The organism is Nocardioides sp. LMS-CY (assembly GCF_018732145.1).
Classification (GTDB): Bacteria; Actinomycetota; Actinomycetes; order Propionibacteriales; family Nocardioidaceae; genus Nocardioides; species Nocardioides soli.
This window is the reverse complement of the sequence record NZ_CP076104.1, coordinates 2,818,359-2,831,082: the sequence shown is the minus strand read 5'-3', so window position 1 is coordinate 2,831,082 and position 12,724 is coordinate 2,818,359. Positions and strand designations below refer to the sequence as shown.

Sequence of the window (12,724 nt, the reverse complement as noted above, 5' to 3'; positions counted from 1 at the left end):
GGCTGCTGTGCCCGTAGCGATCCTGATCGTGGTCGCCCTGCTGTTGCTGTTCGTGGTGGTGGTGCTCGCCAAGACGATCCGCATCGTGCCCCAGGCGCGGGCGGCGATCGTCGAGCGGTTCGGCAAGTACAAGGAGACGCTGCCCGCGGGGCTGAACTTCGTCGTGCCCTTCATCGACCGGGTGCGCTTCACCATCGACCTGCGCGAGCAGGTGGTGAGCTTCCCGCCCCAACCGGTGATCACCGAGGACAACCTGACGGTCTCGATCGACACCGTCATCTACTTCCAGGTCACCGACCCGGTCGCGGCGACGTACGAGATCGCCAACTACATCCAGGCCGTCGAGCAGCTCACGATGACCACGCTGCGCAACATCGTCGGCGGCATGGACCTCGAGGAGACGCTGACCAGCCGCGAGTCGATCAACGCCGGCCTGCGCGGTGTGCTCGACGAGGCCACCGGCAAGTGGGGGATCCGGGTCAGCCGGGTCGAGATCAAGGGCATCGACCCGCCGCCGTCGATCAAGGACGCGATGGAGAAGCAGATGCGCGCCGACCGCGACAAGCGCGCGCTGATCCTGACCGCGGAGGGCGAGCGGCAGTCGGCCATCCTCACCGCCGAGGGCAACAAGCAGTCCCAGATCCTGAACGCCGAAGGTCAGCGCGAGTCCCAGATCCTGCGTGCGCAGGCGGACCGTGAGGCCGCCATCCTGCGCGCACAGGGCGAAGGACAGGCGATCCAGACGGTGTTCCAGGCCATCCACGACGGCCGGCCGGACCAGTCCCTGCTGGCCTACCAGTACCTCCAGATGATGCCGAAGATCGCCGAGGGCGACGCCAACAAGGTCTGGATCGTGCCGAGCGAGATCGGCAAGGCGCTCGAGGGGCTGGGCTCGACGATGAACAGCCTGCAGGGGATCCCGCAGCACGTCGAGGGTCCCGCGAAGCGGATCGACATGGGCCCCTCGGAGCCGATCGACCCGAGGAAGGACGACGAGCTGAGCCAGACCGACGCCGCGGTGCAGGCGGCGATCGCGGAGGCCGCGAGCGCCGCCAACCCGGGCCGGGGTAGCGGCCAGCCGGTCGAGACGGACCCGGCCGTCGACCCCGGTGAGGTACCGCCCAGCCCGTGACGCTCTTCGAGGTGGTCGCGATCCTGCTCGCCGGGATCGCGGCCGGCGGCATCAACACCCTGGTGGGCTCCGGGACCCTGATCACCTTCCCCACCCTGCTCGCCTTCGGGGTGCCGCCGGTCACGGCGAACGTCTCCAACACGATCGGCCTGGCCCCAGGGTCGCTGTCCGGGGCGATCGGCTACCGCCGCGAGCTGAGCGGGCAGCGCTCGCGGGTGCTGCGGCTGAGCGTGGCATCGCTGATCGGTGGCCTGCTGGGCGCGGTCCTGCTGCTGGTGCTGCCGTCGAGCGCCTTCGAGGCGATCGTGCCCGCGCTGATCCTGCTCGGTCTGGTGCTGGTGATCTTCCAGCCGCGGATCGCGGCCTGGGTCGCGCGCCGCCACGAGTCGGTCGGCGGGTTGCCCCACCACGGCGCCTGGTGGGTGCGGCCGGGCGTGCTGGGCGCGGGCATGTACGGCGGTTACTTCGGCGCCGCCCAGGGTGTGTTGCTGATGGCCGTGCTCGGCATCGGCATCGACGAGGACCTGCAGAGCCTGAACGCCATCAAGAACGTGCTCTCCGCGATCGTGAACGCCGTCGCGGGCCTGACCTTCGCGTTCGTCGCCGACGTCGACTGGTGGATCGTGCTGCTGATCGGCGTCGGATCGGCCATCGGCGGCCAGCTGGGCGCCACCGTGGGCCGGCGCCTCCCACCGCTCGGGCTGCGGATCGTGATCGTGCTGGTCGGCACCGTCGCGCTGGCCGTCTTCATGCTCGGCTGAGCAGGCGCCTCAGCGTCGCAGGAGTCCCACGGCCCCCGACCCGATGGCGCCGACGGCCGGGCCGATCAGCGTCATCGCGGTCTTGCGGGAGATCGAACCGTCGCGCATCGCGAGGTAGCCGGTGGCCGCGTCGGCGGCGTCGACGAGCACGCCCAGGCCGATCAGCCCGCGCTGCGCCCGGCGACCACGGGCGAGCAACGTCACCGCTCCGAGCGCCACCTCGCGGGAGCCGAACAGCCGGAGCACGTAGGGGACCTGCGGGTTGCCCACCGGGTCGAGCTGGAAGGTCCGCGCGGCGAGCTCGGGCTTCGCGAGCGCCGCCACGCCGACGGCGATGCGTCCCAGGGAGAGGCCGATCACAGGGTTCATGCCGTGCACGCTAGCGGTCGTCAGCCCGCCGACGTGGCACGCTCGCCCCATGGACCTGTACGACGTGATGCGCTCGACCGCCGCGGTGCGGGAGTTCACCGACGAGCCGCTGCCCGACGAGACCCTGCACCGGATGCTCGACGCGGCCCGCTTCGCCCCGAGCGGGGGCAACCGCCAGGGGACCCGCGTGATCGTGGTGCGTGACGGAGCGACGCGCGGCCGGCTCGCCGAGCTCAACGAGCCCGCCGTACGCCGCTACGTCGCCCAGATCAAGGCCGGCCAGAGCCCCTGGAACCCGCTGGAGGCGCCGCTCCCGAGCGCCGAGGAGATCGAGGCGACCGCGGTCCCGGAGCAGTTCACCAGGCCGGTGCTCACCGCCGCCGCCGTGCTCGTCGTCTGCGTCGACCTCGGGGTCGTGGCCGCGATGGACCAGCACCTCGACCGGATCGGCCTGGTCGGCGGCGCGTCCGTCTACCCGCTGGTCTGGAACATCCTGCTCGCGGCCCGCGCGGAGGGCTTCGGCGGCACGATCACCACCATGGCGGTCGCCGAGGAGCCAGCGGTCCGCGAGCTGCTCGGCATCCCGCCGCAGTACGCCGTGGCCGCCGTGCTCCCGCTCGGCCGTCCGGTCCAGCAGGTGACGCGGCTGCGGCGCCGACCGGTCGAGGACTTCGTCACCCGCGACCGCTTCGACGGCGAGGCGTTCTGACGCCGGCCCGCGTGGGCCGTCACCCGACGTACGTCGACAGCCAGCGGCCGATCTCGGCGTAGGCCTTCGCGCGGGGCTCGGGGAGCGAGAGGATCACGTCGTGCCGGGCGCCCTCGACCGCCACGTAGGTGACGTGGCCGCCGAGCGCGGTGGCCCACTGTCGGATCTGCGGCACCTCGAGCACGATGTCGAAGTTGTGCGCGTCGGGGCCCATCTCGTGGGGCCAGCGGGTGCCCGACGACGACAGCACGAGCGCCGGGCAGCCGACCTCGAGGCCGGTGTGCAGCTCGTCGTGCCCGAGTCGGATCGCGCGCAGCCACCCGAAGGTCACCGGAAAGGAGTCGAGCGGCTTCCAGTCGGTGTTGAACATCCACTCGCCGGCGTGGTCGGCGTGCAGGCTGCGGCCGTAGTGGCCCTCGACGGTGCGGGGGATCAGGCGCTTGGGCTGGCGCGCGCCCACCTGCTTGATCACCGAGGTGCCGAGCCCGCGGATCAGCGTGCCGCCCTGCATGTCGAGCCAGGGCGAGTTCAGGACCATGCCGGCCAGGCCCGGCCCGCGGTCGCGGCGCTCGTTGGCCCACAGCGCGACGATCAGGCCGCCCGTGGAGTGGGCGCTGATCACGACGTGGTCGTGGTCGTCGCGCTCGGTGACCCGCAGGTACGCCGCGTCGAGCTCGGGGAAGTGCTCGCGCAGGTTTGTGACGTAGTTGGGCGTCTGGTGCGGGAGCAGCGAGCGGCCGTACTTGCGCAGGTCGAGCGCGTAGAAGTCGTAGCCGCGCTCGTTCCACCACTCGGCGTACGCCGTCTGGAAGAAGTAGTCGCAGAAGCCGTGCACGTGCAGCACCGCCCGGCCCGTCGGCCGGGCCGCGCGGCGTACGACGAGCGTCGCGACGACCGGGCCCTCGTCGTCGGGCGGCAGGGTGATGGTCTCGGCGAGGTAGGGCTCGCCGAGCACGTCGGGGACCAGCTCGTCGAACACGCTGCGACTCATCCGAGGTCCCCGCGGAATCGTGGGGCGGAGGAGCGCAGCGGGGGAGCAACGCGATTCCGTGGGGTGGGGCTCATGGCGAAAGTCTCTCAGGACGACGCAGCCGCAGGGCCAGGTCGGGGTTGTTCGTGGTGACCAGCCAGGCTCGGCCGGTGCGGGTCCAGTGCCGCAGCGACGGCGCGGTGTCGACGGTCCACACCAGCAGCGGCAGCCCGTGGTTGCGGGCGAACCGGGCCACGGTCAGCCGGGCCAGCCAGTGGTGCGCGACCACGACGTTGGCCCGCGAGTGGCGGTAGCGCACCCGCGGGAAGAACTCCGAGAGCCGCACCCGCACCTGCCGCAGCACCGGGAAGCCGGACACCCCCCGCCCCAGCGACAGCCCGACGAGCAGCGCCGGGGCGTGCACGTCCGACCAGGCGCGGATCGCCGTCACCGACCGGTCCTCGAGCGTGGTGACGACCAGCCGGTCGGTGCCGAGTCGGTCGACGGCGTGGGCGACCGCGTCGACGCAGCCGTCGTGGAACTTCAGGTCGAGGTGGGCCCGCCCGCGCCCGGCGAGCACCTCGAGCACCTCGTCGTACGTCGTGGCGTCCGGCGGCGCGACCGCGACCGGATCGTGGGCCAGCACCAGCGAGCCGTCGGCGCAGCGCTGCACGTCGAACTCGACGTAGTCGACGCCGAGCCGCAGCGCGTGCTCGACCTGCTCGATCGTGAGGCAGCGGTGGGCGCTGACCAGCACCGGGTCGCGCCGCTGACGGCGTCGGGAGGGGATCATCGGCACTCAGCGTAGGCGGCGGCCGCGCGCACCAGGCCGGCCAGCAGCCCGACGTCGGCCGCGGTCTCGGGGTGCCACTGCACCCCGACGCAGAAGCGGTCGCCCGGCGCCTCCATCGCCTCCATCGTGCCGTCGGCCGCGTGCGCGGTGGCCCCGAACCCGGGATGGGTGCGCACCGCCTGGTGGTGGTGGCAGTTGACCGCGAGCCGGTCGCCGACCAGCGCCGCGATCCGGCTGCCGGCCGTGGTCGCCACCTCGATCGCGCCGAACTCGTCGCCGCCGGGGGAGTGCCGCTCGTGGTCGACGAGGTCCGGCAGGTGCTGGTCGAGCGCGCCGCCCGCGTGCACCGCCATCACCTGCATGCCGCGACAGACGCCGAGCACCGGCAGCCCGACCGCGTCCGCGGCGGCCAGCAGCGCCAGCTCCCACGCGTCGCGGTCGGGGCGCCAGCCGGCCGTGCGGGCGTGCGCCTCGGCGTCGTACCGTGCCGGGTCGACGTCGGCGCCGCCGCTGATCACCAGGCCGTCGATGCGGGCGACGACGGCGTCGGCGGCCCCGACGCCGGCCGTCGGCGGCAGCAGCACCGGTACGCCGCCGGTCGCCTCGACCGCGACGGCGTACTGGCTCGGCAGCACGTCGGCGGTCTGGTTCCAGACGCCCCAGGCCGCCCTCTCGCGGTAGGTGCTCAGGCCGATGACCGGAGTCGTCATCAGAGGGGGGTGACGTAGGCCCCGGAGATGCCGCCGTCGACCAGGAACGTGGTTGCGGTCATGAAGGACGAGTCGTCGGAGGCCAGGAAGAGCACCGCCGCGGCCATCTCCTCCGGCTCGCCGAAGCGGCCCATCGGCACGTGCACGAGCCGGCGGGCCGCGCGCTCGGCGTCGGCCGCGAAGAGCTCCTGGAGCAGCGGCGTGTTGACGGGGCCCGGGCAGAGCGCGTTGACCCGCACCCCCTGGCGCGCGAACTGCACGCCGAGCTCGCGGGTCATCGACAGCACCCCGCCCTTGGACGCCGAGTAGGAGATCTGCGACGTCGCCGCACCCATCACCGCCACGAACGACGCGGTGTTGATGATCGAGCCCCGGCCCTGCTCGAGCATGTAGGGGAGCGCCGCCTTGCAGCACAGGTAGACCGAGGTCAGGTTGACCTCCTGCACGCGCCGCCAGGCGTCGAGGTCGGTGTCGAGGATCGAGTCGTCCTCCGGCGGGCTGATGCCGGCGTTGTTGAACGCGATGTCGACCGACCCGTAGGTGTCCGCGGCGGTCCGGAACAGCGCGTCGACCTGCTCCTGGGAGGTGACGTCGACGTGCACGTACGTCGCGACGTCGGCCCCGCCGAGCTCCTCGACCAGCGTCCCGCCGCGGGCGTCGTCGATGTCGCCGATGACGACCTTGGCGCCCTCCGCGACGAAGCGCCGGATGGTCGCCAGGCCGATGCCCGAGCAGCCGCCGGTGACGACCGCGACCCGGTCCTGGATGCGTCCGGCCATGGTGACTCCTTCGTCGAGGTGGTTTCGAGGCTCAGGCCTGGCGGCCTTCGCACCTCAACCACCGCCACGGTGGTTGAGGTGCGAGCGAAGCGAGCCTCGAAACCACCCCTTCTCCTAGTGGGCGATGAAGACGTTCTTCTCCTCGGTGAAGGCCATCGGGGCGTCCGGGCCGAGCTCGCGGCCGAGCCCGGACTGCTTGTAGCCGCCGAACGGCGTCCAGTAGCGCACCGACGAGTGCGAGTTGACGCTCAGGTTGCCCGCCTCGACGGCCCGGGCGACGCGCAGCCCGCGGCCCAGATCGGTGGTGTAGATCGAGCCGGACAGGCCGTACTCCGTGTCGTTGGCCTTCGCGACCGCGTCGGCCTCGTCATCGAAGGGCATCACCGCCACGACCGGGCCGAAGACCTCCTCGCGCCAGATCCGCGTGGCCGGGTCGTCGACGGTCACCACTGAGGGGGGCACCCAGAAGCCGTCCGACACCGGGCCGCCGGGCGTCGAGCCCGCGAACGCCACCTCGACCTCGTCGAGGTAGCCGAGGACGGACGCTCGCTGACGGGCGGAGATCAGCGGGCCCATCTCCGACGCCTCGTCGCCCGGGTCGAGCACCCGCAGCCGGGCCACGGCCGGCTCGAGGTGCGCGAGGAACTCGTCGTACGCCGCGCGCTCGACGAGGATCCGCGAGCGCGCGCAGCAGTCCTGGCCCGCGTTGTCGAAGACCGCGTACGGCGCGCTCGCGGCCGCCGCGGCGATGTCGGCGTCCGCGAAGACGATGTTGGAGCTCTTGCCGCCGAGCTCGAGCGTCACCCGCTTCACCTGCTCGGCGCAGCCGGCCATGATCCGTTTGCCCACCTCGGTGGAGCCGGTGAAGCAGATCTTGCGCACCAGTGGGTGGGTCACGAACCGCTCTCCGACGACCGAGCCCTTGCCGGGGACCACGGTCAGCACGTGCTCGGGCAGTCCCGCGTCGAGGGCCAGCTCGCCGAGACGGATCGCGGTCAGCGGCGTGAGCTCGGCCGGCTTCAGCACGACGGTGTTGCCCGCGGCCAGCGCGGGGGCGAACCCCCAGCCCGCGATGGGCATCGGGAAGTTCCACGGCACGATGATCCCGACCACGCCCAGCGGCTCGTGGAACGTCACGTCGACGCCGCCGGGCACCGGGATCTGCCGGCCGAAGAGCCGCTCCGGCGCCCCGGAGTAGTAGTTGAGGCAGTCGCGGACGTTGCCCGCCTCCCAGCGGGCGTTGCCCCAGGTGTGGCCGGCGTTGCGGACCTCGAGCTCGGCGAGCTCGTCGATGTGCGCGTCGACCACGGCGGCGAAGCGCCGCAGCAGCGCGGCGCGCTCACCCGGTGGCAGCGCCCGCCACGCCGGGAACGCCGCGTGGGCCGCCTCGATCGCCGCGTCCGCGTCCGCGACGGAGGCGAGCCGGACGTCGGTCACCGGAGCGGCGGTGGCCGGGTTGATGACGGTGTGGACGTCGGTCACTACAGCCTCTCGAATCCTCGGAACAGCTCCCAGTCGGTAACGGTCGCCTCGTAGGCGGCCAGCTCGACGTCGGCCATGTTGACGTAGTGGTCGACGACGTCGTCGCCCAGACTGCAGCGCGCGATCTCCGACGACGCGAACGCGTTGCGGGCGGCGGCGAGCGTGTGTGGCACCCGATCACGACCGGACGTGTAGGCGTTGCCGGCCAGCGGCGGCTCGAGCTCGAGGCCCTGCTCGATGCCGTGCAGGCCGCCGGCGAGCATCGCGGCGAGCGCGAGGTAGGGGTTCACGTCGGCACCCGGGATCCGGTTCTCCATCCGGGCCCCGGCGCCGTGGCCGACCAGGCGAACCGCGCAGGTGCGGTTGTCCAGGCCCCACGCGATCGTCGTGGGTGCGAACGAGCCGTCGGCGAACCGCTTGTAGGAGTTGATGTTCGGGGCGTAGAGGAGCGTGAAGTCGGCGGCGGAGGCAAGCACACCCGCGACGAACTGGTCGTAGAGCGGGGTCCGAGCGCCGTCCTTCCAGAACACCAGGTCGCCGTCCCGGCCGCGCAGCGACAGATGGATGTGGCAGGAGCTGCCTTCGCGCTCGTCGTACTTCGCCATGAACGTGATCGCCTTGCCGCGCTGGGCCGCGATCTCCTTCGCGACGGTCTTGTAGACCACGTGGTTGTCGGCCGTGGTCAGCGCGTCGGCGTAGAGGAAACCGACCTCGTGCTGACCGAGGTTGCACTCGCCCTTCGCGCCCTCGACGTCGAGGCCCGCGTCGTACATGGTGTTGCGGATCGCGCGCAGCAGCGGCTCGATGCGGGACGTCCCGAGGATCGAGTAGTCGACGTTGTACTGGTTGGCCGGCGTCAGATCGCGGTAGCGCGCCTCGTGGGCAGCTTCGTACGACGTGTCGAACACGATGAACTCGAGCTCGGTGCCGGCGAGCGCCTGCCAGCCGTGCTCGGCGACCCGGTCGAGCTGGCGTCTCAGGATCGCGCGCGGCGACTGAGCGATGGGGGAGTGCGGACCGTCGTCGGTGGCCGGCCAGACGAGGTCGCACTGCACCATGGCGGTGGCGGGGTGGTGGGTGAGCAGCCGGATCGTGTCGGCGTCCAGGACGAACTCCATGTCGCCGTAGCCGTTCTCCCACGACGAGATGGCGTAGCCGCCGACGGTGTTCATGTCGACGTCGACGGCCAGCAGGTAGTTGCAGCCCTCGGTGCCGTGCTGCACCGCGACGTCGGCGAAGTAGCGGCCGTGCAGGCGCTTGCCCTGGAGCCGCCCCTGCATGTCGGTGAAGGCCACGACGACGGTGTCGATCTCGCCGTCGTCGATCAGCTCAAGCAGCTGGTCCATCGAGAGGTGCCGATCGTTGCGCATCTGTCTCCTCAGTCGTCCACGTCCTAGCCGAGCAGACCGCGCAGCAGCGCGGCCGTGTCGTCGCAGTGCTCCTCCATCACAGACCTGGCCTTCTCGGCGCGACCCGCGAGGATCGCCTTCACCAGCGCGGCGTGCTGCCGGTCGGAGTGGGCGATGTTGGTCTCCAGGACCGGGATCGCGAGCAGCATCTCGTGCAGCATCGCCTGTACCGAGGTCACCGCCTCCACGGTGCGCGGCGACCCGGACAGCGAGGCGACCGTCAGGTGGAAGCGCGAGTCGGCCTGCCGGTGCTCGGCCCGCCGACGGGCCCCGGCGACCTCGTCGTGGGCCCGCTCGAGCTGGCTGCGCATCGCATCGTCGAGCTCCGCGTTCGCGGCGAGGTACGCCGCGCCGGGCTCCACGATCCGACGGAACTCGAGGGCGTCGAGCCACTCCCTGCGCTGCTCGGCCGAGACGCGCGCCGCCCGGCGCGCCGACGGCGTCCGCTGCTTGAGCGTCACGACCGTGCCTCCGCCCCGGCCGCGGGTCGTCTCGATCAGACCCGCCTGTCGCAGCGCGGCCATCGCCTCGCGCAGCGTCGCCCGCGAGACGTGCAGCATCGCGGCCAGCTCGCGTTCGGGCGGGAACGTCGAGCCACGGGGGTAGACGCCGAGCCGGATCGCGGTCGCCAGCTGCTCCACACACGCCTCGAAGGCGTGGTGCCCGCGCACGGGCCGCAGCACCGCTCCCGGAAGGTGGTGGTCAGGCGACGCGGTCACAGGGTCATCCTTCGATCCAGGGGGCGCAGTGTCAATCACCAATGGTCGGAGTTCATACCAAAATCGGCGACGACTCTGGACACGCCAAACCGCCCGGGTCTAGCGTCCTTTCACGTTCGCACGATCTCTCATCGGAGGGTGTTGCCAATGCCCGAAGCACATGAGCCACTGCCGACGCACCCGGTTCCCGAGCTCACCGACGACGAGAAGCACCTGGCCAAGCTGGGATATCGCCAGGACCTCAACCGCTCCTGGTCGGGGTTCTCCAACTTCGCGATCTCGTTCTCGATCATCTCGATCCTGGCCGGCTGCTTCACCAACTTCGGTGCCGGCTTCAACAACGGCGGCCCGATCTCGATCTCGTGGTCCTGGCCGATCCTCGGCATCTTCATCCTGATCATCGGGTTCACGATGTCCGAGTTGGTCTCGGCGTACCCGACCTCCGGTGGCATCTACTGGTGGGCGTCGAAGCTCGGCGGCCCGGCCGCGGGCTTCTTCACCGGCTGGCTGAACCTGATCGGGCTGGTCGCGGTCACCGCCGGTGTGTCCTACGGCTGCGCGACGTTCATCGACCTGACGATCAGCACCTACTCCGACTCGTTCGCCGCGGACTACTCCCTGACCCGCGTCTTCATCATCTTCGTGATCATCCTGGCGCTGGTGTCGGTGCTGAACATCTTCAGCGGCCACCTGATGGCGATCATGAACAACGTCTCGGTGTGGTGGCACGTGGTCGGCGCGGCGGTGATCGTGGTGGTTCTGCTGTTCGTGCCCGACCAGCACCAGTCGTTCAGCTACGTCTTCACCGAGCGCTTCAACAATTCGGGGTACGCCGACGGCAGCACGTCGGGTGTGGCCTTCTGGTTCGCCATCGTGCCGTTCGGCTTCCTGCTCACGCAGTACACCATCACCGGCTTCGACGCCTCCGCCCACCTGTCGGAGGAGACCGGGTCGGCCTCGCGCGCCGCCGCGAAGGGCATCTGGCGCTCGATCCTCTACTCGGTGATCGGCGGCTACATCCTGCTGCTCTGCGTCGTCTTCGCGATCCCGAACAACGACGCCGGTCAGCCCGACAACGCGCTCGCCGGGCTCGGCGTCCAACCCATCTTCCTCTCGGCGCTCGGGCAGAACTGGGCCACCCTGGTGCTCTTCATCTCGGCGTCCGCACAGTTCTTCTGCGCGACCTCGTGCATGACGTCGGCGTCGCGCATGACCTTCGCCTTCAGCCGGGACGGCGCGATCCCGGGCTCGCCGACGCTGCAGCGCCTCACGCGGTCGCGGGTCCCGGCCAACGCGGTGGTCTTCGTCGGGGTCTGTGCGGCGGTGCTGACCCTCCCGGCGCTGATCAAGGTCGACGTCAACGGCACGCCGGTGCCGTTGGCCTTCTACGCGGTCACCTCGATCGCGGTGATCGGTCTCTACCTGGCCTTCGCGATCCCGATCTTCCTGCGCTGGCGCTACGGCAGCCGATTCGAGACCGGCTCGTGGAACAACGGGGCGAAGTACAAGTGGATGAACCCGATCGCGGTGATCGAGATCGTGGTGGTCTCGGTGTTCCTGATGATGCCGACGACGCCGGCGGCGAACCCGTTCCGCGACGAGTTCGAGTGGAAGTTCGTCAACTACGCCCCGATCGTCACGCTCGGCGCACTGCTGCTGCTCACGATCTGGTGGAACACCTCGGCGAAGAAGTGGTTCACCGGTCCCAAGCACACCATCGACCAGGCCGTCGTCGACGCGTTCGGCGACTAGGACGTCCCAGGCCATCGGGGTGGGACGCCCACCGCTGGACCGCCTCGCCTGCCTGGCGGGGCGGTCCTGGCGCGTCTCCGACCTGCCCGGCGGCCTGACCAACCGCAACTTCCACGTCCGCACCGAGGACGAGCACCCCGCTGGGCCGCGCGACGTGGTGGTCCGATGGGCGCTCGGCGACGCCACCCTGCTCGGCATCGACCGCGACGCGGAGGCGGCGAACACGGCGACCGCCGCCGAATCCGGCGCCGGGCCCGCCGTGCTGGAGTACCGCCCCGACCTCTCGCTGCTCGTCATCGAGTTCCTCGAGGGGAGGTCGCTGGAGGATCGGGACTTCGGCGACCCGGAGGTGTTGCGGCGAGCGGCCGAGGCCAACCGCCGGCTGCACGCCGGGCCGCGGTTCGCCAACGGGTTCGACATGTTCGCCCGCCAGGCGACGTACCTGCGCACCGTCCGCGAGCGGGGCTACTGGCTGCCCCCGGGGTACGCCGAGCACGAGGACGCGTGGGCCGGCGTACGCCGTGCGCTGACGAGCACCCATCGGGCCACGGTGCCGTGCAACAACGACCTGCTGGCCGCCAACTTCATCGACGACGCTGAGTCGGACGGGGGCGGCCGGGTCTGGCTGATCGACTACGAGTACTCCGGCAACAACGACCCCTGCTTCGAGCTGGGCAACACCGCGACCGAGTGCGGCTTCTCGCCCGATCAGGTCGAGGCGTACGTCGCGGCGTACTTCGGCTCGCCGTCCCGCGCCGACCTGGCCCGGGTGCGGCTGCAGATGCTGTGCAGCGAGTACGGCTGGTCGCTGTGGGGCTTCATCCAGGCGGCGGCGAGCCCGATCGACTACGACTTCCGGGAGTGGGGCCGGGAGCGGTACGAGAAGGCCGCCGCGACCTTCCGCGGCCCCGACCTGCCCCGTCTGCTGGACGAGGCCGTCAACGGTGGTTGAGATGGAGGGTGGTTTCGAGACAGGCGCTAGCGCGCCTTCCTCAACCACCGAGGCCGCGGGCACGGTGCTTGGTCCGGAGGGTGGTTTCGAGACAGGCGCTAGCGCGCCTTCCTCAACCACCGACGCCGCGGGCACGGTGCCTGGTCCGGAGGGTGGTTTCGAGACAGGCGCTAGCGCGCCTTCCTCA

The 12,724-nt window shown here is 71.0% G+C and carries 13 protein-coding genes; 5 read left to right on the top strand and 8 right to left on the bottom strand.

Going from position 1 to position 12,724, the window contains the following annotated elements:
* Positions 1-7 precede the first annotated feature (7 nt).
* Positions 8-1,132 carry an SPFH domain-containing protein gene (locus tag KM427_RS13655; RefSeq protein WP_183594612.1) on the top strand — a complete coding sequence of 375 codons (1,125 nt, stop codon included), beginning with the start codon at positions 8-10 and terminating at the stop codon, positions 1,130-1,132.
* Positions 1,129-1,893: a sulfite exporter TauE/SafE family protein gene (locus KM427_RS13650; RefSeq protein WP_183594614.1), complete on the top strand. Its 765-nt coding sequence runs from the start codon at positions 1,129-1,131 to the stop codon at positions 1,891-1,893. The genes KM427_RS13655 and KM427_RS13650 overlap by 4 nt, the downstream gene beginning before the upstream one ends.
* A 9-nt stretch (positions 1,894-1,902) precedes the next feature.
* Here the strand turns inward: KM427_RS13650 and KM427_RS13645 are convergent, their stop codons facing one another.
* Positions 1,903-2,262, bottom strand: a complete 360-nt coding sequence (locus KM427_RS13645) for a DUF4267 domain-containing protein (RefSeq protein WP_215524211.1) — start codon at positions 2,260-2,262, stop codon at positions 1,903-1,905.
* A gap of 49 nt (positions 2,263-2,311) precedes the next feature.
* Between KM427_RS13645 and KM427_RS13640 the strand changes: the two genes are divergently transcribed.
* Positions 2,312-2,971, top strand: coding sequence for a nitroreductase family protein (locus KM427_RS13640; protein WP_183594617.1), 660 nt, complete (start codon positions 2,312-2,314; stop codon positions 2,969-2,971).
* A 19-nt stretch (positions 2,972-2,990) separates the two neighbouring features.
* Here the strand turns inward: KM427_RS13640 and KM427_RS13635 are convergent, their stop codons facing one another.
* The 7 genes from KM427_RS13635 to KM427_RS13605 form a co-directional block, all read right to left on the bottom strand.
* Entirely contained in the window at positions 2,991-3,962 is a 972-nt protein-coding gene (locus KM427_RS13635) for an alpha/beta hydrolase (RefSeq protein WP_215524210.1), read from the bottom strand.
* A 70-nt stretch (positions 3,963-4,032) separates the two neighbouring features.
* Positions 4,033-4,734, bottom strand: a complete 702-nt coding sequence (locus tag KM427_RS13630) for a glycerophosphodiester phosphodiesterase (RefSeq protein ID WP_183594621.1) — start codon at positions 4,732-4,734, stop codon at positions 4,033-4,035.
* Entirely contained in the window at positions 4,731-5,444 is a 714-nt protein-coding gene (locus KM427_RS13625; RefSeq protein ID WP_215524209.1) for a gamma-glutamyl-gamma-aminobutyrate hydrolase family protein, read from the bottom strand. Before KM427_RS13625 ends, KM427_RS13630 begins: the two co-directional genes overlap by 4 nt.
* On the bottom strand, positions 5,444-6,223 hold the full coding sequence (locus KM427_RS13620) for a 3-oxoacyl-ACP reductase (protein WP_215524208.1): 780 nt from the start codon (positions 6,221-6,223) through the stop codon (positions 5,444-5,446). The genes KM427_RS13625 and KM427_RS13620 overlap by 1 nt, the downstream gene beginning before the upstream one ends.
* Before the next feature lie 114 nt (positions 6,224-6,337).
* Positions 6,338-7,705 carry an aldehyde dehydrogenase family protein gene (locus KM427_RS13615; protein WP_215524207.1) on the bottom strand — a complete coding sequence of 456 codons (1,368 nt, stop codon included), beginning with the start codon at positions 7,703-7,705 and terminating at the stop codon, positions 6,338-6,340.
* Positions 7,705-9,075 (bottom strand): glutamine synthetase family protein, encoded by a 1,371-nt coding sequence (locus KM427_RS13610; RefSeq protein WP_215524206.1) that lies wholly within the window; start codon positions 9,073-9,075, stop codon positions 7,705-7,707. The genes KM427_RS13615 and KM427_RS13610 overlap by 1 nt, the downstream gene beginning before the upstream one ends.
* A 23-nt stretch (positions 9,076-9,098) precedes the next feature.
* Complete coding sequence (locus KM427_RS13605) at positions 9,099-9,833, bottom strand: FadR/GntR family transcriptional regulator (RefSeq protein WP_252274473.1); 735 nt, start codon at positions 9,831-9,833, stop codon at positions 9,099-9,101.
* A 147-nt stretch (positions 9,834-9,980) separates the two neighbouring features.
* Here KM427_RS13605 and KM427_RS13600 point away from each other — a divergent pair, with 147 nt between their 5' ends.
* On the top strand, positions 9,981-11,585 hold the full coding sequence (locus KM427_RS13600; RefSeq protein WP_215524205.1) for an amino acid permease: 1,605 nt from the start codon (positions 9,981-9,983) through the stop codon (positions 11,583-11,585).
* Between the two features lie 19 nt (positions 11,586-11,604).
* A complete protein-coding gene (locus KM427_RS13595; RefSeq protein WP_215524204.1) occupies positions 11,605-12,537 on the top strand; it encodes a phosphotransferase in 933 nt (310 codons plus the stop codon).
* The last annotated feature ends 187 nt before the right edge of the window (positions 12,538-12,724 follow it).